This is a genomic window from Novosphingobium aromaticivorans DSM 12444 (genome assembly GCF_000013325.1).
GTDB classification, from domain to species: Bacteria; Pseudomonadota; Alphaproteobacteria; order Sphingomonadales; family Sphingomonadaceae; genus Novosphingobium; species Novosphingobium aromaticivorans.
Window position 1 is genome coordinate 2,656,607 of record NC_007794.1, and the last position, 23,747, is coordinate 2,680,353.

Here is a 23,747-nt window from a genome sequence, read left to right on the forward strand (position 1 = left end):
AGCTTTGCTGGAAATTGGAAGCGATGGATGACGGGGCTTCACCCCCATCGCTTGGCACTATTGGTTGAACGTGCCGTTCGCCACGACCTTGGCCGGCTTGTAGAGGAGGGCGGAAGCGCTAAAGGCCCAGCCCGCGCCGCCCAACCACCCGGCGATCACATCGGTCGGGTAGTGCACCCCCAGCCAGACACGGCTTACCGCGACGAGCAGGGTGCCCATGATCGCCGCACCGATGATTGTCGCCCTCACCTTGGCTCGCGAGCTCAGTGACGCGAAGGCCAGGGCCATTGCAATATAGACGACTGCTGAATTGAAGCTGTGCCCGCTGGGAAAACTGTTGCCTCCAGCCCCCATGAGATGTGGGACGATTACGGGCCTTGGCCGGCCGACGGCAACCTTGAGGGCAAATTCGACTATCCAGCCGGACGATACAGTGGCGGCAAACAGAAATGCTTCGCGGCGCAGTCGGAGAAACAGAAGCGCAATGACTGCCGCGACGGCGAAGATGTTGCGCAGCAAAGTACCGCCAAGCGCCGTAAGATCGCGGACCGCTTCAACCAACCACTCCGGACCGCGAGGGAGGGACAGATCCGACGCTGCGCGCCAGATGCGCAAACCCGCATCATCGAAGGCTCCGCCCCGTCCTGTCACGACCAGGAACACAACCACGGCAAAGCCGGCCCAACACACGAGGCCGACGAGCATCGCGTGGCTCGGCGCCATGCGCCAGTTATGCGAATGGCGAACGACAATCCGTTCGCCGGCACGTTCATGTTCAGCGAGGTTCCTGGCAGCCCAAGCTGGCCGTGCATTCTCCGTCATGTGGCGACAACGCACGAAAACCGCCAACGGCTGCAAGAGGGAAATGCAGTCGGGCGGAATAGGGCAGAATATCTCCAACGATCGCTTCTGCGGACAATGGTCGGAGCAAGCCGAAACCTGCCGATACTGGCGCAACCCCTGGCGCGGGCGGTCCCTGTCCCCTCCCCCCTTGGCAGACGACTGGCGTCCTCGCATTATCGTGTCGCGGCCCGATCGTTCCGATTCTGGTCCACCTGAAGGAACACACTGCATGAACCCCTTCGAGGAGAGCCATCTCGTCGAGCGCATCGGATGGTTGCGTGCGGCGGTTCTGGGCGCAAACGACGGTATCGTCTCGACGGCAAGTCTCATCATCGGCGTTGCGGCGTCGGGCGCGGACAGGCAGGCGATCATCGTGGCAGCAATGGCAGGGCTGGTCGCGGGGGCCATGTCGATGGCCGCCGGGGAATACGTTTCGGTCAGTTCCCAAGCTGATACCGAGAAGGCAGATCTGGCAAGAGAGACAGCGGAACTCGCCGCAGACCCCGAATTCGAGCATAGGGAACTGGCTGCAATCTATGTCGCGCGCGGCGTCGATGCCGATACGGCAGACAAGGTCGCGGCGCAGATGATGGCCCACGATCCGTTGACCACCCACGCACGCGACGAATTGCACATCACCTCGACCACTGCGGCAAGGCCGGTTGTTGCAGCCCTCGCGTCCGCCGCAACCTTCACGGCCGGGGCGCTGCTGCCGGTCCTTCTTGCCGCATTGCTGCCAATGTCGCTTTTGGCAGCCGGCGAAGCAGTAGGGTCCATCCTGTTCCTTGCCCTGCTGGGGACATTGGGCGCCAGGGCCGGTGGTGCGCCAGCCGGACGACCGGTCGCTCGCGTCGTCTTCTGGGGAGCATTGGCCATGGCGCTTACGGCCGGCATCGGCCGGCTCGTCGGAGCCGTAGTCTAGGCGATACGCCGTGGCCGGATCATGGCGCGGGCCTGATCACGGCACGGCATTCTCCAAAGCCGATCGGGGCCCGCCCTGGTGCCGTCGCGGTGGCCGAGAAGCTGATCTCGTCGCCATCGAGGAGGAAGGTGCGGGTTTCGCCGGTGGGCAGTTCGACCGGCACCCTGCCGCCCTCGCTGATCTCGATCAGACTGCCCTTCGAGCCTTGCTCCGTACCGGAGATGGTGCCCGTGCCAAGCAGGTCGCCGGAGTTTAGTCCGCATCCGTTCGAAGCGTGGTGCGTCACCATCTGGGCAATGGTCCAGTACATGTTGCTCGCTGGGCCCCTGCTGAGGCGCAAAGGTGGATACCGCCCTGCCCGCATCTGTTCACTCGTCAGCCATACGGAAAGTTCGATTGCAAAGGCTCCTGCCATCCGGTCCGCCTCGTCGCGCAGGTAGGGTAACGGGTCCGGGTCCCCAAGGGGACGAGGCGGCTGCGCGATCCGGAAAGGTGCCAGTGCCTCGGCAGTCACGACCCAGGGCGAGATCGTCGTGTGGAAGTTCTTGGCAAGGAACGGCCCCAGCGGCTGGTATTCCCACGCCTGGATATCGCGCGCAGACCAGTCGTTTAGCAGGCACAGCCCGGCAATGTGTTCGCCCGCCTCGGCAATCGGGATCGTTGTTCCCAAGGCGTTGCCCTCGCTGATCCAGACGCCGAGTTCGAGTTCGTAGTCCAGCCGCGTGCAAGGCCCGAACACCGGAACGTCCGCATCGTTCGCCCTGCGCTGGCCACGCGGTCGCGCCACCGGCACTCCGCTCTGCCTGATCGAGGACGCACGGCCATGATACCCGATAGGCACGTGCTTGTAGTTGGGCAAAAGAGGGTTGTCGGGCCGGAACAGCTTGCCGATATTCGTTGCGTGATGAATGCCGACGTAGAAATCGGTGTAATCGCCGATCCGCATGGGAAGCAGCATTTCAACGCACGCCGCGTCATGCAGAGCCGGCTCCACCATGGGACGATGAGCGTCATCCGACAGCAGTTCCGAGAGCCTGTGGCGCAATGCAGTCTTCACGACCCGGGGGGCGGCCATAAGGGCGTTGAGTTCCGGTAGTTCCAGCAACGGCAATACTTCTGGCGGCAACAGCGCTCCGACCGCACAGAGGTCCAGAACGCAATCTCCGATGGCCGTGCCGATCCGCGGCCGCTCCCCAGCCGGAGCGAAAACCCCAAACGGCAGGTTCTGGACAGGGAAGTCGGCATGGCCGAGCGCCGAAGGCACCCAGCTTGCAAGGTCAGCCGAATGCGTTTTGTCAACAGAGGGCAGGTTCATCGTCGATCGTCCGCGAGAATTGTTTGCGCGTCACTCGCTCGCGCCGTCGAGCTCACTGCCATGCGCCCACTTACCGATCTCGGGCGCGCGGCGGGTGCGCGACCATTCCTCAAGCATTTCCCAGCGAATAACCTTGAGATCCTGCTCAGCCTTGAGCGCCGCCGGATCGTTCCATGCCAGTTCAAGGCGGTGGCCGTTGGGATCAAAGAAGTAGATCGAGTGAAACACGGTATGGTCGGTCGGTCCGATCACCTCGATACCCTCCCCCTCGAGCCTCGCCTTGGCCTCGGTCAGTTCTTCACGGCTGCCGACCTCGAAAGCGATGTGCTGGACCCAGGCAGGGGTATTGGGGTCGCGCCCCATTTCCGGCTGCTGCGGCAACTCGAAGAAAGCCAGAACATTTCCGCCGCCTGCATCGAGAAACACATGCATGTAGGGGTCAAAGGCGTGCGTGGACGGAACGTAGTCCTCCGCGAAGGCCAGGATATACTCCATGCCCAGGTGCTTCTGGTACCACTCCACTGTCTCGCGCGCATCGCGACACCGGTAGGCGGCGTGGTGAATCCTCTTCAGTTGCATCCCATTTCCCCAGACCATGCACTCCGGCTGGTCGCCGGTTCAGGCGAGAAGATCGCGCGATTCATTTTCAAATAAAATGTCAAAGATTGAGAAAAGATGTGCTAATTTTTAGTCAATGATCGACCCTGAATCCCTCGAGGCGCTCGAAGCCGTTGTCGATGCGGGCTCGCTGTCTGCTGCGGCTGGCCAACTGAACAAGGCGGTCTCGGCGGTGGGATATCACCTTCGGCGCCTTGAAGAGCAGATCGGCGTCCCCTTGCTCGATCGCAGCGGCTATCGCCTTGCGCTGACGCCCGAAGGCAAGAGCGTACTGGCCGAAGGGCGACCGATCCTCGAACGCCTGCGCGCGCTCGGCACCTTTGCCGAACGCTATCATGGCGGCTGGGAGCACCAGTTGCGCATCGTCTATGACGGCGCCCTGCCGGCCGAGGTCGTTATCGGAGCGATCAACGCACTCGTCGAGGCCGGCGCACCGACCCATATCGAGCTCAACGTCGCCTATCTCGGCGCAGTCCCGTTCGAATTCGACCGGAAGCAGGCCGACGTCATGATTGCGACGGCGTGGGAACCGAGGCTGGACTTGATCGGGCACCGCCTGGCCACGCTCGGCTTCTCGTTGTGCTGCGCCGCAGGACATCCGCTCACGATGCGCACCAACGTCTCCCTGGAGGAACTTCAGCGCGAGACCGAACTCATCATCCCCGGCCTTGCCGAAGACCGCAGTTTCGATGCGCGCCACTTCCGCAGCCGACGCATACTCAAGGTCAGCGACTTCAACACAAAACTCATCGCGATCCGGCGCGGTCTCGGTTTTGGCTGGTTACCCGACTATCTGGCCAGCGATCTGGTCCGCAAGGGCAACCTGGCCCGCGTTCGGCTGGAGGGCGGCAACAGCTATGAACTGCAACCGGTCTTCGCCCTGCATCGCGGCGCGGCGCCGGGCCGGGCGCGGCAGATGCTGTTGGACATGCTGCTCCTTGCGACATGGGACACATATGTCAAACCGGAGTAAGACAAGGCAGCGCATCGATGCCGTGCAACGAAGTTGCCGATCCAGTCGCCACCTGTCGCCAATTGGCGCGGCCTGGCAGACAATCTCCGCAACGGTGCCATTGCTGCCCACCAGGCCGGAAACTCATAAAGGGCGCCATCGAGGTTTGACGCAAAACGGCCAGGCGCAAGGAAGCAGGGCGCAGGAATATTTCGATATTTCAAGCCTGACTGACGCGGCGGATGGCCGTTTTGGTCAGATCCCGAACGGACGCCGTTGACGAGATTTACCGGTCGCTAATTCTGAGACACTTGAAGAGCAGTTCGAGAATAGCTCTAACGACAGCTCATGCTAGACTCCGGCTCTGAATTTGGGAGGCATGATGAGGCTGTCTCACATAAAATTGAACCGCGCAAAGGGTGCCTCGGATCTCAGGCATCTGCTGTCAGAGCCACATGCGAAGATCGCTCTGATCTGCCTTACCCTGATAGCGATCCTTCACATTCTCGTACTACCTCTGACCGACTTCTATATTTCTTCGGGAGATTGGTTGAGTGGGCTTCTGTTATCCGCATGGGTTCTTCTTGGGGGCATTGTAGCGCTAGGCTCCGGCTTGGAGCGCACCGGACTGGCAATGCTCGCCTTTGCAGTTCCGATGGAGCTTGGCCTCCTTGTCTCAGGCGGCGTCCTGTATCTCGGAGCAATATCGGTGCCTTTTGTCGACCCGTGGCTCCACGCGGCGGACAGGAGCATTGGCTTTGATTTTCGGTGGCTCTCCCAAGTCTACGCCGACAATCCCGCCATCATGAGCATTTCGAGATTTGCCTACTCGTCTCTTGCAATCCAGACCATCGTGATTCCAGTCGTGATGGCGGTCACGCTTCCGCCCAAGAGGCTGCTCCACTTCATCGCCGCGTATTCGCTGACGCTCACGATAACAGTGGCCGTCTTTCCTCTTTTTCCGGCGGAGGGTCCCTACGTCTACTACAATATCCCATTGGAAAGAGCGCCGTATCTGGACCGCCTGTTCCCTTGGGAAACGGGGATCAAGATCGAGAAGCTGAGACTGGGATACCTCCGCGACGTAACGTCTGAAGCGGCGGGCCTTGTTTCCTTTCCCAGCTTTCATGCTGCCAGTGCGATTCTACTTGGATGGGCCTCGTTGTCGTGGCTCTGGGTTCGCGGTCCAATCCTGCTGCTCAACGCGGTGATGCTATTCTCGACCATCGTCTGCGGAGCGCATTACCTCGTTGACCTTATTGGAGGCGTCGTGCTTGCCGCCGGTGTGATCTATTGGACCGGACGGTGCTGTCAGCACAACGCGAACTCGCCCCATTCAACGTAAGCCGCAAGAGCCATTGGCTCACGCAAGGCACAGGCAAACTTCAAACTCCCAATCGTAACTGTGCTTGGGCACGGTTGTGCTTCCATGCTAAATTGCCGCGTCAACCGTGATCGAGAGGGCGCGATGGCACTGGCGAAGCTACCACAGCTTGAGAGCGTATTTCTGACTGATGCCGGCCTTGAGACCGACTTCATCTTTAACCGCGGCATCGATCTGCCATACTTCGCCTCAATCACCCTGCTTCAGTCGAGCGATGGAAAGATTGCCCTTGAAGAGTACTTTCGCGGCTTTCTCGAGCTCGCTCGGCGCATGCGATGCGGCCTGATTCTGGAAAGCGCCACATGGCGCGCAAGCCCGGACTGGGCTGAACCGCTCGGTTTGTCGCAGCAAGAGCTCGATACGTTGAACACGAGTGCAATCGCGATCCTGCGAGATCTGCGCGACGAATTTGGATCAACCATGCCTGCAGTCGTGATCAGTGGGTGCCTTGGGCCGAGGGGCGACGGGTATGATCCTGGCAAGATCATGTCCGAGGAAGGAGCGGAAGCCTATCATCGCCACCAAGCTGAGGTACTCGCCTCGGCCGGCGTGGACCAGTTGACCGCGATCACGATGACTAACGTGCCCGAGGCAATCGGGATTGCAAAGGCAGCGAAGAGTCTGGCGGTACCAGTCGCGATCAGCTTTACTGTCGAGACCGACGGAAGGCTCCCCACCGGCGACAGGCTCTCTGATGCTCTGCGTGCGGTTGACCAGGCGACGGCTTCAACCCCGGCCTATTACATGATCAACTGCGCACATCCCAGCCACTTCGCTGCCGTACTCGAGGATGGGGCCGACTGGGTAAACCGGATTGGTGGGTTGAGGGCAAATGCGTCTCGGTGCAGCCATGCCGAGGTAGATGCCATGAGCGAGCTTGATCGGGGCAATCCTGAGGAACTTGCGGCTCTGCATTCCGAACTTCGGCTGCGGTTTCCGCACATCAACGTGCTCGGAGGCTGCTGCGGCACTGATCTTGATCACATCACCGCGATCGCAGAGGCCTGCCTGTAGATATCGCCGACCGATGAAACGATCTCGGCGATGAGTTGAAGCAGTGAACGTCGCCCGGCGACAACGGGAACCGGAACTACAGGACAGTGCCCCTCCCCGCCCGATGTTGCGATTGCATTGACGGCGCCGTCCCTGACAGTCCCCTTCGCCTTGCTGGTTCAACTTTCCGGCAGGATGCAATCCAGAAGGTTCGCCTGAGGCTTGTGTTGCTGCAGGACGAGCGACGCCACGATCTGAGCCAGCGTGTCGTCGATAACCGACCGATACGTCGCTTCAGATAGCCGCGGCACGACGTTTTCGGCACCGATCACTGCGGTCACGAATGTCAGCATGGATTGGAGAATGCGGCGGTCGACGGTATCGGGATCAAGGTAGCCGATCCTTGCTCTCAGAAGTTCTTGCGCGCGATTGAGTGCAGGCGAGAGCGCTCCTGCCTCGTCTGCCGTGTGCCGCACGCCGCGCGGCCTGTGGTACAACAGATACTGCAGCATGAATGCGGGATACGAGAAGGTGCCATCCGCTGCGCGCAACGTGAAGTAGGGCAAGCTGATCACTTCGAGCAGCGAACGTGGATCGCTTGTCAGCCCCTTTGCCTCGATTTGCTCGAGCATTCGCGCGCGCACCGGTTCCATCTGCACCACACGGTGGCGGAAGATCGCCTGGATCAGGCCCTGCTTCGAACCGAAGTGGTAACGGACGGCATTGTTGTTGCCATGCCCGGCCGCGCTGGCGATCTCGCGCAGGGAAGCGGCTTCGATGCCGCGTTCGGCGAAAAGCTTCTCACCCGCAAGGATCAACTGGATCTTGCTGTCCGCCAACTCCGTCGGGTCTGACACGATCGCTTCTCTCATGGCGGGAATTGATAACTCGCATGAGTTAACATTCAAACCCCTGCAAGCAAGGTGTAACGCGACTGTTTTAGACATTTTGGCAGAATCCGGTCGGATTTCATAAAATCCCTCGCTTTCCGCGCAAAAATCCCGCTCTCAGAAAAGTCAGGTGCGTTATTTTTCTGCGTGAGATTATATCGCTCCAAGGGCTGCGACCGTGAGTCGCACCACGAGTTCGGGAAGAGGGGAGAGTGCCATGACCACACTACGATCAGCATTGAGCCGGGGTGCCTTTGCGGCACTATTGACCGGTAGCGCGCTCGCGCTTTCCGCGCCGGCCCTCGCTCAGGAAGGCCCGGCCGTCGACGGACAGGCGGCGGAGGAAGCTGGCGAACAGGGCGGTATCCAGGACATCGTCGTAACCGCGCGCAAGCGCAACGAGACGACGCAGGACGTCCCGGTTGCCGTCACCGCGATCTCGGCGGCGACGATCCAGAAGTACGACCTTACCAGCCTCGAGCGCATTGCCGCGAGCACACCTTCGTTCGTGGTCGGACGTTCGCCGTCGGGCTCGGGTGCGACGCTCGTGCTGCGCGGCATCGGTTCGAACACCACTTCGATCGGCCTTGAGCAATCCGTGGCGGTGATCGTCGACGGTGCATATTATGGCCAGGGCCGCACCATCAACGAAGGGTTCTTCGACCTCGGCCGCCTTGAAATCCTGAAGGGTCCGCAGGCGCTGTTCTTCGGCAAGAACGCGACCGCGGGCGTCGTTTCCATCACGACGGCCGACCCGGGTGACCGCCTCGAGGTGATCGCCCGCGCCGGCTACGAATTCCGTGCGCACCAGATGGTCGGAGAAGCGATCATCTCCTCCCCTTTGACCGACACGCTGGGCGTTCGCCTCGCCGTCCGCGGCAGCAAGATGAACCGTGGATACTTCAAGCAGTTGGGTACCGATCAGACCTATCCGACGCTTGATCGCACCTCCACGTCGCAGGTCGTAACTCCCACCAATCACGTTTCAGGCCCAGCAGGCGATGGGCGTAGCGAGGAATTCTACGTTCGCGGCACGGTGAAGTGGGAGCCGACCGACCAGTTCACCGCGACGATCAAGGCCAACTACGGCACCAACAAGACCGACAATCCCGCAGCCGCATCGGTCTACTACAATTGCCCGACTGGCAAGACTGCCGGAAACCCGGCCATTCCCTGCGCCCGCGCATTCCAGTCCTCGAGCAACCGCTTTCCATCAGCGCTGGCGGCAAGCGTTCCATATGCCAACAAGGATGGGCAGACCGGCAACCAGTACAAGAGCTGGGCCGTCAACGCGAACCTCGTCTACGAAATGGACAACGTCACGTTGACTTCGGTCACCAACTACAACTGGAACCGGAATATCTTCCAGTTTGATGCCGACAGCGTCTCGCGTTCGGGCGCTCCCGGCGTTTTCGCCTCGGAGTGGTCGACTTTCCACGCCTTCTCCGAGGAAATCCGCGCCCTCACTTCCTATGACGGGCCGGTCAACCTCATGGTTGGCGGTTATTACCAGAAGACCAAGCGCGATTATCTCGCCTGGACCGCCTCCGGCGGGCTCGAGAACAGCAGTGCCCCGCAGCCGTACCAACGCTATCTCGCAAACTCGAAGGACTCGGGCACGGATGGCAAGACCGTCGCCGGCTTCGGCCAGGTGATATACAAGCCGGTTGACCGGCTCGAACTGACAGGCGGCGTGCGCTACACGCACGAAACCAAGGACAGCTACTTCCTCCAGCCCTATTCGCACCCGATCCGCGTGACGCAGGGCATCTTCCTGCCCGGCCAGACGATCGTCTCAAACCAGAGTTTTGACGACTGGTCGCCGGAAGTCACCTTCAGTTTCAAGCCCACGTCCGACATTAACATCTGGGGCGCCTACAAGACCGCCTACAAGTCAGGCGGCTTCTCGAACTCGGGCATTCTCAGCCCGAATGCGGGCCTGCCTGATTTCGAGTTCGATCCGGAGAAGGCCCGTGGCCTCGAAGGTGGCATCAAGACGATGCTGATGGACCGCCAACTGCGCTTCAACGTGACGGCCTACACCTACAAGTACACGAACCTCCAATTGGACTTTTTCCGTTCGGACATCTTTGCCTTCACCACGATCAATGCGGGTTCCGCACGGACGCGGGGCGTCGAAGTGGATTTCGAATTCGCGCCGCGCGCTCTTGACGGTTTCGACGTCCACGGCTCGGTGAATTATAACAAGTCGCGTTACGGCAATGCCATCGGCGCGCCCTGCTATGCGGGGCAGACCCGCGCACAGGGCTGCAACCTGGTCTACGTCGACGATGGTACTGCCAACGGCACCGCGCGTCCCTTCATCGCCGGTACCGACACGGTGGCCAACCGGCAGAACCTCAAGGGACAGTCGACGGCGAATGCGCCTCAATGGACCGCAACGCTGGGCATGAACTATGATGCCAGGCTGCCCGGCGGTCTCACGCTGGGGATGGGCGTGGATGCACGCTACAGCGACTCCTACCTCGCCTCTGCCTTTGGCAATCCGGCGACCCGGCAGGGCAGCTACGTCAACCTCGACGCCACGCTGCGCCTGCGCACCGAAGACGACCGCTGGGAACTCGCCGTGATCGGCAAGAACCTCACCAACCGCTGGTACGCGACCGGCGGCACCGATGCCCCGAATACCGGTTCGGGCACGGGCGGCACCACCGGCGTGATCGCCGACCAGATCGGCTTCGCCAACCTGCCGCGCACGGTCATGGTCCAGGCTACCTTCAAGTACTGAGATCCTCCCTTGCCCGGTCGCGCCCTCTTCTTCGGACGGCGGTGCGACCGGGGCTTTTTCAAGATTTCCGACAAGAGGTTCACCGCGATGCGCGCAATCCGTTCCGCCCTTCGTTTGTCCGCCAGAAAACGCCGGCTCTGCGGAGGTTCCGCCATCGCCGCCTTACTTGCGCCAACCTTTGTCCTTGCAGAAACCGCCCCTGCCGATCCGCTGGCCGGCAAGGTCGGGCGCACCGTGCAGGTAACACATGCTCCGGCATGGCCTGCCCAACCGCAGGCCCCCAAGGGCGCGCCCAACGTACTGGTCATCCTTACCGACGACGTGGGCTTTGGCGTGACCAGCGCGTTTGGTGGGCCGGTGCCGACTGCCACTTTCGACGCGCTTGCCCAGACGGGCCTCCGCTACAACCGTTTCAACACCACCGCGCTGTGCTCGCCCACGCGCGCCTCGCTCCTGACGGGCCGCCTGCCGCAAAATGTGGACATGGGCAACGTCACCAACCTGCCGACCGGGTTTGACGGCTACACCACCGTTATCCCGCAGTCCGCAGCCACCGTCGCCGAAGTGCTGAAGGAAAACGGCTTCAACACCGCGATGTTCGGCAAGAGCCACCTGACGCCCGAATGGCAGACGAGCGCGGCGGGCCCCTTCGACCAGTGGCCCACGGGCCTGGGGTTCGAATACTTCTACGGCTTCCTTTCGGCAGACACCTCGATGTGGCAGCCGAGCATTGTCGAGAACACCCTTCCGGTCGAGCCACCTCACGACGATCCAAACTACTTCTTCGAGAAGGACATGGCGGATCACGCGATCAAGTGGATGCGCACGCAGCAAGCCGCCGCGCCGGACAAGCCGTTCTTCATGTACTACGCTCCCGGCATTGCCCACACTCCGCACCATGCGCCCAAGGAGTGGCTGGAGAAGTTCCGGGGCAAGTTCGATCAGGGCTGGGACAAGCTGCGCGAGGAGACTTTCGCTCGGCAGAAGCGCATGGGCATCATCCCCGCGAACTCCCGGCTTTCGCCTCGCCCGGCTACGTTGCCCGCCTGGGATTCATTGAATGCCGACCAGAAGAAGCTCTATTCGCGCCTGATGGAGGCCTACGCAGCGAGCGTCTCGTATTCGGATCATCAGACTGGTCGCCTGATCGAAGCGATCCGCGAGACCGGCGAACTGGACAACACGCTGATCATCTACATCCAGGGCGACAATGGCAGCAGCGCAGAGGGCGGGCCGGAAGGACTGCTCTACGAACAGTCAACGATCACCGGCCGCAAGGAAACCATGGCCGAGAAGCTGTCGCACATTGACGATATCGGCGGGCCGAAGCTGTACAACCATTTCCCCGCAGCATGGGCCTGGGCAACCAACTCGCCCTTCCCCTGGTGGAAGCAGGTCGCTTCGCAGGCAGGCGGCGTGCGCAACGGCATGGTCGTTTCCTGGCCCAAGCGCATCACCGAGAGGGGCGTGATCCGCTCGCAATATGCGCACGTCAGCGACATTGCGCCGACCGTGCTCGATGCGGTCGGGATCAAGTCTCCCGACTTGATCAAGGGCATCAGGCAGAAGCCGGTCGACGGAATCAGCCTAGCCTACACCTTCCAGCAGGGTTCTGCCCCGTCGGCCAGGCGCATGCAGATCTACGAGATGATGGAGAACTTCGGCATCTACAAGGACGGCTGGATGGCCGGCACGCTTCCCAAGCGCGCCGCCTGGGAAGCCGGCGCGGCGGGCGACCGCAAGCTCAGCGTCGGGCCCGACGAGCGCGAATGGTCTCTGTTCAACCTCGATGCCGACTTCACCACGGCCAAGGATCTCGCGAAGCAGAACCCCGCCAAGCTCAAGGAAATGCAAGATCTGTTCTGGGCGGAAGCCGCAAGAAACAACATTCTGCCGATCCACGACTATAGCCAGGGAACCGAAGGACGGCCTTCGCTTGGCGCCTATCGCTCCAGCTTCACCTACCGCCCGGGTACAGCCACGATCGCGGAGGACGCAGCGCCGCATACCATTGGCAAAAGTTTCCGCATCGACGCTGACGTGACTGCAGGCAGCAGCACGAACGGCGTGATGATCGCGCAGGGTGGTCGCTTCGGCGGCTACAGCTTCTACCTCAAGGACGGGCGTCCGACCTTCCATTACAACGCCGTAGGCGCGGACGCCTTCACCGTCGCCGCAGGGAGTGCCCTTGCCGAGGGCAAGCACACGCTTTCCGCAGAGTTCACCGCCGACAAGACCGTGCCGGGAACGCCTGGAACGCTGACGCTATATGTCGACGGCAAGGCGGTAGGTTCCAGCAGGCTGGGCCGCACGGTGGCCGGGTGGATGTCGCACACCGAAGGCCTCGACGTCGGCCTGGACCGGATAAGCGCGGTCAGTCCCGACTACAGCGTGCAGGATAGTGCCTTTACCGGCGAGATCGACGAAGTGCGGGTGTCGATCAAATGAACCCGAAGCGTGCAAAACGGAGGCGCAGCGCGGTAGCACCACTTGCCTTGTTGCTCGCGATGTCGCTTCCGGTCGTCTCTTCAGGAGCGGAAATTGCCCGTGCCTACGATCCGGGTCTGGCGGACCAGTTCCAGTCCGCGCGCATCGACGAAATCCTGCCGCAAGATCCCGAAGCCAGGCAGACATTCGCGCGGTCACTGGCTTTCGACGCCACGCTTTACGGCACGGCAGCGGTTCTTGAATATCGCCAGCTCTATGCGCTTGCCGTGGACCGGAGCGATCCGCAGTACGTCGGCTTCAATACTTTTTCCCATGGCCGGACTCTGGCCGGCCCGGGCTACAAGCCATTCAAGACGCCCAACGCCGACACACTCTATTCGAACGCCTGGCTGGATTTGCGGAATGGTCCGGTCATGTTCGAGGTGCCCGATACCGCAGGCCGGTACTTCACCGCGAACTTCCTCGACGTTCACGGCAACGCTTCAAACATCAGCGCGCGCACGCACGGCTTCAGTGGAGGCCGGTTCCTGATCGCGACGACAGACTGGCAGGGCGAAGTCCCCGAAGGAACCACGCTGTTCCGCGTCACAACGCCGTTCACGTGGATCCTGCTCAGGGTTCTGGTGCAACAATCTGGCGACGATGTGCGCATGGCGTACGCTTTGCAGGACCGCTTCCGCCTCCATCCAGTGGGTCACGGAGCCGGCGCGGTAAACTTTCCCGATGGCCGAGACACAAGCGCGGCGGGTTTCATGCGCATCCTCGATTTCGTGCTGCGCAATTGCGGCCATCCGAAAAGCGAAGAAGCGCTGCTCCATCGGTTTCGCTCGATCGGCATTGTCGGCAAGCGCACCGTCGACGAGGTTCTGACGGACGCCCGGATGCAAGCCGGAATCGAACAGGGCTTCACCGAGGCGCAGGAACTCATCAGGGTGTCGATGAGCCAGAACGGACCGCGTGTCGGCGGCTGGTCCGAGCCGGTCGATGTCGGGCGCTACGGTTTCAATTACCTTTATCGCGCAGTCATCAACACGCGCGGCACCGGCGCGAACGTCGTCGAGGAGAACCACCCCTTTTCAACGTTCGTCGATGCCGATGAAGAGCGCCTCGACGGCTCGCGAGGAGACTATCGCCTTGTTCTGTCTCCTCCACCGCCCGCGCGGTTCTTCTGGTCGGTTACCGTCTACGATTCTGCAACCCGAGAGCTTGTTCCCAATCCGCTCGCCCGTTACCTGATCAGCGACCGGACTCCCGGGCTGAAGCGGGGCAAGGATGGATCGGTTGCGATTCTGTTCAGCCACAGGCTCAGTGGTCGTGCCAAGGGCGCCAACCTTTTGCCCGTTCCTGCCGGTCCCTTCCACGTCGTCATCCGCGCACAGGGACCTGATGCGGCAATAACCAACGGCGAATGGCGCCCCCCGGCAATCCAGAAGATGCCGGTTGCCAGAACGGCGGCGAAGTGAAGACGAGAAGCCTTGTTTTCGCCGTGGCGGTCGCGAGCCTCGTGCATGTTGTCTTGCCGGCACAGGCAAGGCCCGTCGCACAGGCAGCATCGTTGACCGATACCCAGATCGAGGAACTGGCCTATCGCGGCTATGTCTGGGGAATGCCGCTGGTCGAGGCGGCGCTGATCCGCAAGCGGTTCACGCTGGGACAGTCGGCGGGCGATCCCGGAACGCCCATAAACGCGTTCAAGCACCGGCGGACGCTTTCAGGCCCGGAAATGCGAGTTGGAGTCGGGCCGAACAACGACACGATCTATTCATCGGCATGGCTGGATCTGGCGACTGGCCCGCTGATCGTGTCGGCGCCCGACTTCGGCAGGCGCTATTACACCTTCTCGATCAATCTCGCAGACTCCTCGTCGGAACGATCCCTGGGGCAACGGACGCACGGCGGACAGTTGCCGCCGCTGTTCGTACATGGCCCGGGGTGGCACGGGTCCGCTCCACCGGGGATGGTCGATGTGCCTAGTTCTACCCGCTATGTGAACGTCGCCGGTCGCATCCTCGTCCGTTCCCCGTCCGAGTACGACGAGGTCCATGCCCTTCAGGACAAGCTCGCCGTGATCCGCTGGGCCGATTGGCGCAAGGGTAAGCACACTCCCGCACTGGCAGCAGATCAGCGGGAACTTGCCCATGGCCCTCAAGGCGCGCCGCCGGAACTTGTGTTCTTTCACCGTCTCGCATCGGTACTGCAGGATTGGATCGTTCGCCCCGAAGATCGTGCCATGATCGCAGAACTCTCGCGCCTGGAGATTACCCAGAAGGACGGCTTCCGGCCCGGCAGGCTTGCTGCGGGTCAACTCGCCGCACTGGCGCGCGGTTTCGTTCGCGCACGAGAGGCCGTCCGCCTTGCGTCGCTTCGCCTCGGAGTGGAGCGCAATGGCTGGACCACAAATTATCGCGGCCCGCGCTTCGGATCAGACCTTATGCTGCGGGCTGCGGTAGCCAAGGACCAGATCTTCGTGGCCGTACCGGAAGAGGCCATCTATCCGATTGCGCAAGTGGACGCGGCGGGAATCAGGCTCGACGGCGCGCACCGTTACCGCATCTGCTTTGGCTCCGGACAATTGCCGCCGGTGGACGCGTTCTGGTCGATCACGGCATACGATGACACGGGCTTCATGATCCCCAACGCCGTGCATCGCTACTCCGTCGGGGATCGGACCGACGGTCTGGTCGCAGACAAGGATGGCGGCGTCACGATCGAGGTCGGCGCGACTGCACCCGTGGACGGCGCAACCGTCAACTGGCTGCCGGTCGCAGCCGATGCGCCGTTCTATCTCATGATGCGCCTTTATCGGCCGCAGGGCAGCGCGCTCGAACAGGTGTGGGTACCGCCGGCGATCAGACGGGTCGATCAATAGCAGGCCTGCTCAATGTGCCGGTTCACGAAAGTGGCCGGTCGTTGGTAGACCGCAATCAAATCAGGCAAAGGGACGTGGATATGCGCTTCAAGGACAAGGTCGTGATCGTGACGGGCGCAGGCTCCGGATTGGGTCTCGCGACGGTGCAACGACTGGCCGAGGAGGGCGCAACGCTCGCCTTGGTGGATCTGCGCGAAGACTGGCTGGAAGCCGCTCGAGCCACGCTTCCCGATGCCACGCGGACGAAGCTGATCAAGGCCGACGTTGCCGATGTCGCGCAAGTCGAGGCCTATGTAGATGCGACCGTCGCTCAATTTGGCAGGATCGACGGCTTCTTCAACAATGCCGGGATCGAGGGGCGCCAGAACCTTACCGAAAACTTCGGCGCTGAAGAGTTCCACCGGGTCATCTCGATCAATCTCGATGGCGTATTCTACGGCATGGCGGCCGTGCTCAAGGTCATGCGTGAACAGGGCTTCGGCGCCATCGTGAACACCGCATCGGTTGGCGGCATTCGCGGAGTCGGCAACCAGAGCGGCTATGCCGCCGCCAAACACGGCGTCGTGGGTCTGACGCGCAACTCGGCGGTCGAGTACGGCCAGTACGGCGTCCAGATCAACGCCATCGCTCCGGGTGCGATCATGACTGCCATGGTCGAGGGTTCGCTGCGCCAGATCGGCGGCGAAAACTGGGAAGAGGCAGGGCGCCAGTTCGTCTCGGTCAATCCGATGAAGCGCTTCGGCCGCCCCGAGGAAGTGGCTGCTTTGGTCGCTTTCCTGCTCTCGGGCGAGGCCATTTTCATCAATGGCGCAACCATTCCGATCGACGGCGGCCAGTCGTACAAGTATTGAACGCCATCTCGAACCCAATTGCAGGAGCACGTCGCGAATGGTCGAACGCCCCGGCATGCGCCTGATCGAAGGCGGCACTTTCACCATGGGCTCGGAAGCCTTCTACCCGGAGGAAGCGCCGCTTCGCCGGGTGAAGGTAGACAGCTTCTGGATCGATGAAGCGCCGGTGACGAACGCACAGTTCGCCGCATTCGTGGAGGCCACGGGATACGTCACTGTGGCCGAGATCGAGCCGGATCCCAAGGACTACCCCGGCATGCTCCCGGGCATGGACCGCGCGGGATCGCTGGTGTTCCAGAAAACAGCAGGGCCGGTCGACATGGCGGATGCGTCCAACTGGTGGCACTTTACCTTTGGCGCCTGCTGGAAGCATCCACTTGGACCGGGCAGTTCCATCGATGGGATCGAGGACCATCCCGTCGTTCACGTCGCCTATGCCGATGCCGAGGCCTATGCCAAATGGGCGGGCAAGGATCTGCCGACCGAAGCCGAGTTCGAATATGCTGCGCGCGGCGGGTTGGACGGTTCCGAATTTTCCTGGGGAGACGAACTCGCACCTGAAGGCCGGATGATGGCCAACTACTGGCAAGGCCTGTTTCCCTTCGCCAACCAGTGCCTCGATGGCTGGGAACGGACATCGCCCGTCCGCAACTTCCCGCCCAACGGCTATGGTCTTTACGACATGATCGGGAACACGTGGGAGTGGACCTGCGATTGGTGGGCCGACAAGCCGCTGACTCCGCAAAGGAAATCGGCATGCTGCGCGATCAGCAATCCGCGCGGCGGCAAGCTCAAGGACAGCTTCGACCCGTCGCAACCCGCAATGCGCATCGGCCGGAAGGTCATAAAGGGCGGTTCGCACCTGTGTGCGGCCAATTACTGCCAGCGCTATCGCCCCGCAGCACGCCATCCTGAAATGGTTGATACCGCGACGACGCACATCGGCTTCAGGTGTGTGGTGCGGCCCTGAAGCTTGCGCAAATTCGGATTGGCGCTGCGGTGCCCACGACAGGCACCGCCGGCTGGGGATTACGCGCCTGCGAGCATCAGCATGGTCGCACGGCCCAATCGCCGCGTACCCAGTGATGGGCCTTGTGCTTCCACGGGTCGATCACAACCAGATTGACCCAGCCATTTTCCACGAGACGGCCCACCGCGTCGTGGCGCAGCACGATGTCCTGTACCCGTTGCAGCGGCGCATGCACGATCACCGCGAGGCGGCGCGGTGTGTGGTACGGGGTGCCATCGTCGCGGAACAGCGATTGGCGCGGCAGGCCAGTGCAAAGGTCTCCGCCGCTCCCCTGCACCACGCCGAAGCCGCCGACCACATTCTGCGTGGTCTTGTCGCCCGCGCCGAAAATCTCGTTGTCGATGGTCGAGAACAGGTACTGGCAGTTGATCCACTGCGCCACGATCATCGGCGCGGTCATGATCCCGGTGAGCGCGCTGCCATCGTCATCCTTCTTCCAATCGTAGCTGTGAAGGAAGGCGTTGCCGCCCAGATCGACCTCCCGCGTCAGCGCGCGCGGCCCAACGATGAAGGCGGCATTGCCCGAAAGGCCCCATTCGGGACGCACTTCGCCCCAGTGTGCAGCGCCCGTCAGCAGGTCGTCGGCCGTCCGGTCCAGCCGCGCCGCGCGTTCATCGCGACTCTGCGCCCCTGCGCAGGAGAGTGCCCGCTCGAACCGGGCAAGATCCGCCACATGGCTGGCGGGCACGAGATGGCGGTCGAAGATTTCCACCTCGTCGCGCGTGGTGTCGTGCTGTGCGGCGATGAACCAGGTATCATGCGGCAAGTCCACGCCCTTTGCAGCCAGGCCCTTCCGCACGGCGGGATCGTTGAGGATAGCCGCCATGAGCCGCGCATTTGGCCCGCCGGGATGCCCGCCGCAAGCTCCGCAATCGAGGCTGGCTGCAAAGGCATTGTTGGTGGTGCAGCCGCCATGCCCCACCAGCGCCACCAGCCGCGCCGTCTGCGGCGAAAGTCCGGTCAACGCGAACATACCCCGCGCATAGGCCACGCGCTGCGCCAGCGGAATACCTTCACCCTGCCCGTCATGACGTTCGTGATCTTGATCGTTGCACGCCGCCGGGGCGAGCACATGCCCGCGCTCCCCGATCAAACGCTGGCGCAACCGATGGGTCAACCGGGGGGCGAGAGTGCGAGCAAGCATGGCCACCGCAGCGACAGGTCCGGCGGCTTCCGCCGCGGCAAAGCCGATCGCGCCGCTCTTGGTCGTATCGAGCATCGCCTGGGCATCGCCAAGCGCAGCATGACGGGCCAGCATGGCCGTCGCCTCGGCCTCACGCCCCGGCATGGCGCGTTCGGGCACCACGTGCGAGGGCGACAGCAGTACCGGCAACTGGTTGCGCGCAGGCGCAGCGCAGGCAGGGTTGATGGCGATCGGCAGGCCGAAGAACCCTGCATAGCCGAGTGTCTCGAACCGCCCCTGCGTTTCCAGCGCCCGCCGCATCGGTTCCGAGCGAACGTCGATGCAGAAGATCGCTTGCGCTTCAGGGCGAAGCGTGGACTGCGGCGCAGCCAGCCGGGCAGAGGCGCCCTCGAGCTGTGGAGCCAGTTGGCCAAGGAAGCTGGACTCGGCGGCCTCCTGAAAGATCAGGCCGAGTTGAGCGTGGGTCAGCGCTGCGACGGCGCGCAGCCGTGCCCGGCCAGCCTCCGGCCACTTGGCCGGAGCGTCCTGCGCCACTCCGCAGTGCACCAAAAGTGCAGCCTCGACATCTTCCGGGCAGTCCGGATCAGGCACGGCACGCGGTGCCGGTTGCACCACGCCCTGCACCAGCGCCACCAGCGCCATGAGGTCCGCCATGCAAGCAGGCGCGCCAAGGCTGGTGGCAGGTCCCGCATGTTCGCTTCGCCAGCGCAAATGTGCTGCCCAGCCCGGCAGGCTCGCCACCATGGCGCGCAGCCAGGGCAAACGACGCTCCGGCCCGACGGCGTCGCGGCGCGCGGCAAGGATCAGCATGTCCACCGGGTCTGCCGGAGCGTTTTCCAGCCAGGCGCGGCCGGTGGCGTTGCTGGCGCGCAGCAGCGCGGGATCGTGGCGCAGCGCTTCTGAAAGACAAGCATAGAGCCCACGTTCCCGCCCCGGGAGGCGCAAAGCGGCGTTGCGATCGAAGAAGGCGGCCAGCCAGCGCGCAAGGGTGGCCATGCCGGGCGACAGCGCGCGCCGCACCGGGGGCACGTCCTCTGCCTCCATGTCGAGCAGCCGCGCGACGAGCAGGTTGTAGGCGTTGAGATCAGGCCCCAGCAATGCGAACGCTTCATCCGGTCCGCCCAGCGCATTGACCACCGCCTTGCGCAGCGAAACCTGGTCGATGCGCCCTTCATCCATGAGCGTGCGCCATTCGTTCAGCGAGAGCGTGGGCCTTGCGCCGAACAGGGCTGCGGCCTCGGGCAGCACTTCCTCGAACGGCTGTTCCTCGAAGCCCGACAGTGGATTGACGGCGATGGCACTGTCGAGTGGCCAGAGCGGTGCGACGGTCTGCGTCGCGATCGAAATCAGGGCAATCAATTGCTCCCGCTCGGCCTGGGCGCCCAGTGCGGAGGAGAGGTTCTTGATGAGGCTTCTGGTCGCGAGGGTCATGGCATGGCGTCCTTGAGAGCTGGAAATTGCAGAGGTCAGGCCGAGAGATTTCCGGCATGGAACAGGCGGGCGAACAGCGCTGGTGGCAGGTTGCGCTCGCCACTGGCGACGCGCTGCTGGGCCACCCATCCCGCCAGAAACAGCGAGAGCAGGGCGAACTGCGCGTAATCGTGGATCAAGGGCAGCGCGGCATTGTCCTGCAAGGCCGACATCACCGCCAGCGCAGCCGCATTCAGCGCGATCAGCATCACCGGAACTGCGGCCACCACGAGCCCCACCGCGCTGCGCGAAACGGACCGCAGGCCGACCGTCAGCGCGCTGAGCAGCGCGGTGCAGGCCAGGCCTACCGGGAGCAGCACGCCTCCTTCGCCCGTCTGGATCAACGCGTACGCGCCGACCATGGTGACAAGCGCAATCGCGGCGGGCCAGGGCTGGGGCAACGCCTTGGCGCGGGCTGGGGCGCTCGAGACGGTGCCTGCCGAACCAAGGAACAGCCAGGCCTTGAACACCCCATGCGCCACCATGTGCCACAATGCTGCGGCATAAGCGCCCAACGCCACAGTCAGCAGCATGAAGCCCATCTGGGAGACGGTCGATGCAGCCAGCGAACCTTTCACGTCGTTGCGGACGAGCATGATCGCACTGCCGAACAGCGCAGCCATGATCCCGACGGTGAAGAGCATGAACCGGGCCGCCGTGGCCGCTTCGATAACCGGCGCGAAGCGGACCATCAGAAAGCCGCCGGCGTTGACGAAGCCCGCATGCATTAGGGCCGACACCGGCGTTGGCGCGGCAAGCGAACGCATCAGCCAGGTCGAGAACGGCGGCAAGGCACAGCGCGCCAGTGCGGCGATGGCAAGCAGGAATGCCGCCGGCATCAGGTACCCGACGGCCATGGTGGGCACTGCTGCGCCGATCGCGGCGATCCCGGTGGATTTCGCGCCGATCGCCAGAAACAGGACCGCGGTCACCAGCGCCAGATCGCTCACCGCGAAAGACAGGCTCGCACGCCGTGCGGCCGAGCGGGCTTCTCCCGAGTCGCCTACATGGCCGATCATTCCAGCCATCAGCCGCCCGGTCACGATCCACGCCGCCGCCAGCAGGAGCGCATCGGCGGCAAGGCCCATCAGCATCGTGGCAAGAGCAAGGCCCACGGCCATGCGGGCAAACGCCCCCGCGCGCGGATCGGCGCGCAGTTGGCGACGCGCGAACACCAGCACGACAACGGTCACCAGCAAAGACAACCCTGCCAGGGCCACGCCCGCTGTGGTCAGAACCGCGTGGCCATCGGCCATTGCAGCAGCAAGGAGCATGCCGAGTGCAAGCACCGGAAGATCGGCACGCGAAAATGACAGTGCACGAATGACAGGCGTTCGGGAGGGAACTGCGGTTGCGTTGACGGTCGTCTGGCTCATCTCTGGCTCCAAGTGCCCCTCGGCGGGGATGTCTCGGGGTGCAGGTGCGCCACGATTCATGATTTTGGAAACGAATATCTGAAATATTGAAGATTGCATTTTGAAATGATAAATCGGCCCGTATGGCCCTGCGTAATCTTGATGTCGATCTGCTCCGCTGCTTCGTAACCATCGCGGATACCGGCAGCTTCACGCGGGCCGGGGAACGGCTGGGCCGGACGCAATCGGCCATTTCGCTGCAGCTGAAGCGACTGGAGGAACAGCTCGGCCGAACGCTCTTCGTGCGCAGTCCGCGCAGTTTGGCGATCACGCCCAATGGCGAAAGGCTGATCGGGCCTGCGCGCCAGATCCTGCGCCTGCACGATGCCACCGTGGCCGAGATGTTCGAACCGGACATCGCCGGGTCGGTGCGCATCGGCGTGCCGGAGGATTTTGCAACGGCGCACCTTCCCTCGGTGCTCGCAGCCTTTGCCGAAGCGCATCCGCTGGTCGAACTGGAAGTGACCTGCGACCTCACGCTCAACCTGCTCGAACGCTTTCATGCCGGGCATTTCGATCTCGTGCTGGTCAAGCGCCAGCCCACGCAGGAGCGACACGAGGGCGTGCGCGTCTGGCGCGAACCGCTGGTTTGGGTGGCACGCGACCGAAAGTCCGCCGTCGACTATTCGCGGGTGCCGCTGGTGGTCTCGCCCGAACCCTGCGTCTATCGCAAGCGCGCGACTGAGGCGCTGGACGCTATGGGGCGGCCGTGGCGCACCGCCTATACCTCAACCAGCCTTGCTGGCAGTCTTTCCGCTGTGCGGGCCGGACTTGGGATCACGGTTCTGCCGCTTGAGATGGTCCCGTCCTCCCTGACGGCCGTGGGCCCCGAGGCGGGCCTGCCGGCGCTATACGATACCGAAATCGCACTGATAGAGGCCGCTGGCCTTTCAGATACCGCACACCGCCTCGCACAGCACATCATCGCAGCGCTCGAGCGGGGGCGCGGCACCTGAAGCCCAATCGTCGCTGGGCTGACTGCACAGGGCATCGCGCCCATTGTTGGCGTGTCCGACCGATACGTGCGCGCGATCCGCGACGCGTAACGCGTTGCGCCCCCCCACCGTGGGCGCTTCCACTGGGAGACTCACCGCCCGGAAGTCCGCGAATCGAGCCAAATTCAAGCGAAACCCGAGCATGGGCTAGAGATAAGCCCTGCAATTTTCCTTGCAAAATCAATATCTCAGTGAGGTAAATGGCGGAGAGGGTGGGATTCGAACCCACGGTACGGTTGCCCGTACACCGCATTTCGAGTGCGGCGCATTCGACCACTCTGCCACCTCTCCGCGAAGTGCCATGGGCGCCTGAATCGGCATTGCCCGGTCGGGAAGCGCGCCGTTAGCGCATGGAATCCGGCTTGCCAAGCGAAAAGGCCGAGGGTTTTTCCACAGGCGCCAGGCCATCGCCACCTTTCGCGCCCCGGCGCTTGTTTGCTGCCCCTGCGAGGCCTATATCCGACTCATGGACCGTGCGAGTTTCTTTTCGCCCCAGGCCGGCCGCGATATTTCGGCCCCTCCCGTCTCATCGGCGCGATTTTCGATCGGGGACGTGGTGCGGCACCGCATGTTCGGCTTCCGCGGGGTCATCTTCGATATCGACCCCGTCTTCGCCAACAGCGAAGAATGGTACGAATCCATTCCGGAAGACATGCGCCCTCCCCGCGACCAGCCGTTCTATCATCTCCTCGCGGAGAACGACGAGAACAGCTACGTCGCCTACGTCAGCCAGCAGAACCTGCTCGCGGATGCCGAAGCCGGCCCTGTCGACCACCCCTCGCTGGACGAGATGTTCGAAGGCTTCCGCAACGGCCGCTATCGCCTGCGCCGCAGCCTGTCGCACTGACAAGCCGCGGCA

General features: G+C 62.9%; 18 protein-coding genes and 1 tRNA gene. 12 read left to right on the forward strand and 7 right to left on the reverse strand.

Annotated features, from left to right (window positions below; translation table 11 throughout):
• Positions 1–57: 57 nt before the first annotated feature.
• Positions 58–723 (reverse strand): phosphatase PAP2 family protein, encoded by a 666-nt coding sequence (locus SARO_RS12385; RefSeq protein WP_049759383.1) that lies wholly within the window; start codon positions 721–723, stop codon positions 58–60.
• A 349-nt stretch (positions 724–1,072) separates the two neighbouring features.
• On the opposite strand from SARO_RS12385, the gene SARO_RS12390 reads away from it, so the two are divergent.
• Entirely contained in the window at positions 1,073–1,765 is a 693-nt protein-coding gene (locus SARO_RS12390) for a VIT1/CCC1 transporter family protein (protein ID WP_011446104.1), read from the forward strand.
• Positions 1,766–1,784: 19 nt separating this feature from the next.
• Here the strand turns inward: SARO_RS12390 and fahA are convergent, their stop codons facing one another.
• Both fahA and SARO_RS12400 read right to left on the reverse strand, forming a co-directional pair.
• The gene (gene fahA / locus SARO_RS12395; RefSeq protein WP_011446105.1) at positions 1,785–3,080 is read right to left on the reverse strand and encodes a fumarylacetoacetase; all 1,296 of its coding nucleotides are present in this window, start codon (positions 3,078–3,080) and stop codon (positions 1,785–1,787) included.
• Positions 3,081–3,110: 30 nt separating this feature from the next.
• Positions 3,111–3,659 (reverse strand): VOC family protein, encoded by a 549-nt coding sequence (locus SARO_RS12400; RefSeq protein ID WP_011446106.1) that lies wholly within the window; start codon positions 3,657–3,659, stop codon positions 3,111–3,113.
• Between the two features lie 115 nt (positions 3,660–3,774).
• Here SARO_RS12400 and SARO_RS12405 point away from each other — a divergent pair, with 115 nt between their 5' ends.
• From SARO_RS12405 to SARO_RS12415, 3 genes are all read left to right on the forward strand, one after another.
• Positions 3,775–4,671 carry a LysR family transcriptional regulator gene (locus tag SARO_RS12405; protein ID WP_011446107.1) on the forward strand — a complete coding sequence of 299 codons (897 nt, stop codon included), beginning with the start codon at positions 3,775–3,777 and terminating at the stop codon, positions 4,669–4,671.
• Positions 4,672–5,029: 358 nt separating this feature from the next.
• Entirely contained in the window at positions 5,030–5,995 is a 966-nt protein-coding gene (locus SARO_RS12410; RefSeq protein ID WP_041550337.1) for a phosphatase PAP2 family protein, read from the forward strand.
• A gap of 123 nt (positions 5,996–6,118) precedes the next feature.
• A complete protein-coding gene (locus SARO_RS12415) occupies positions 6,119–7,048 on the forward strand; it encodes a homocysteine S-methyltransferase family protein (RefSeq protein WP_041550339.1) in 930 nt (309 codons plus the stop codon).
• Between the two features lie 158 nt (positions 7,049–7,206).
• Here the strand turns inward: SARO_RS12415 and SARO_RS20255 are convergent, their stop codons facing one another.
• On the reverse strand, positions 7,207–7,899 hold the full coding sequence (locus tag SARO_RS20255) for a TetR/AcrR family transcriptional regulator (RefSeq protein ID WP_049759384.1): 693 nt from the start codon (positions 7,897–7,899) through the stop codon (positions 7,207–7,209).
• Positions 7,900–8,134: 235 nt separating this feature from the next.
• Here SARO_RS20255 and SARO_RS12425 point away from each other — a divergent pair, with 235 nt between their 5' ends.
• The 6 genes from SARO_RS12425 to SARO_RS12450 all read left to right on the forward strand — a co-directional run bounded on the left by SARO_RS12425 (position 8,135) and on the right by SARO_RS12450 (position 17,804).
• Positions 8,135–10,666 carry a TonB-dependent receptor gene (locus SARO_RS12425; RefSeq protein ID WP_011446111.1) on the forward strand — a complete coding sequence of 844 codons (2,532 nt, stop codon included), beginning with the start codon at positions 8,135–8,137 and terminating at the stop codon, positions 10,664–10,666.
• An 87-nt stretch (positions 10,667–10,753) separates the two neighbouring features.
• A complete protein-coding gene (locus SARO_RS12430; RefSeq protein WP_011446112.1) occupies positions 10,754–13,114 on the forward strand; it encodes an arylsulfatase in 2,361 nt (786 codons plus the stop codon).
• A 59-nt stretch (positions 13,115–13,173) separates the two neighbouring features.
• Complete coding sequence (locus tag SARO_RS12435) at positions 13,174–14,577, forward strand: DUF1254 domain-containing protein (protein WP_049759385.1); 1,404 nt, start codon at positions 13,174–13,176, stop codon at positions 14,575–14,577.
• A gap of 92 nt (positions 14,578–14,669) precedes the next feature.
• A complete protein-coding gene (locus SARO_RS12440) occupies positions 14,670–15,983 on the forward strand; it encodes a DUF1254 domain-containing protein (RefSeq protein ID WP_176929328.1) in 1,314 nt (437 codons plus the stop codon).
• Between the two features lie 80 nt (positions 15,984–16,063).
• On the forward strand, positions 16,064–16,834 hold the full coding sequence (locus SARO_RS12445) for an SDR family oxidoreductase (protein ID WP_011446115.1): 771 nt from the start codon (positions 16,064–16,066) through the stop codon (positions 16,832–16,834).
• Positions 16,835–16,871: 37 nt separating this feature from the next.
• A complete protein-coding gene (locus SARO_RS12450; protein ID WP_011446116.1) occupies positions 16,872–17,804 on the forward strand; it encodes a formylglycine-generating enzyme family protein in 933 nt (310 codons plus the stop codon).
• Between the two features lie 76 nt (positions 17,805–17,880).
• Here SARO_RS12450 and SARO_RS12455 read toward each other — a convergent pair whose 3' ends face one another.
• The gene (locus SARO_RS12455; RefSeq protein WP_011446117.1) at positions 17,881–20,439 is read right to left on the reverse strand and encodes a DUF2309 domain-containing protein; all 2,559 of its coding nucleotides are present in this window, start codon (positions 20,437–20,439) and stop codon (positions 17,881–17,883) included.
• Between the two features lie 35 nt (positions 20,440–20,474).
• Complete coding sequence (locus tag SARO_RS20260) at positions 20,475–21,854, reverse strand: proton-conducting transporter membrane subunit (RefSeq protein ID WP_011446118.1); 1,380 nt, start codon at positions 21,852–21,854, stop codon at positions 20,475–20,477.
• A gap of 122 nt (positions 21,855–21,976) precedes the next feature.
• On the opposite strand from SARO_RS20260, the gene SARO_RS12465 reads away from it, so the two are divergent.
• On the forward strand, positions 21,977–22,849 hold the full coding sequence (locus tag SARO_RS12465; protein ID WP_011446119.1) for a LysR substrate-binding domain-containing protein: 873 nt from the start codon (positions 21,977–21,979) through the stop codon (positions 22,847–22,849).
• A gap of 240 nt (positions 22,850–23,089) precedes the next feature.
• Here the strand turns inward: SARO_RS12465 and SARO_RS12470 are convergent.
• Positions 23,090–23,179: transfer RNA gene (locus tag SARO_RS12470), tRNA-Ser, on the reverse strand.
• Between the two features lie 175 nt (positions 23,180–23,354).
• Between SARO_RS12470 and hspQ the strand changes: the two genes are divergently transcribed.
• Positions 23,355–23,735 carry a heat shock protein HspQ gene (gene hspQ, locus SARO_RS12475; protein ID WP_011446120.1) on the forward strand — a complete coding sequence of 127 codons (381 nt, stop codon included), beginning with the start codon at positions 23,355–23,357 and terminating at the stop codon, positions 23,733–23,735.
• Positions 23,736–23,747: the final 12 nt, after the last annotated feature.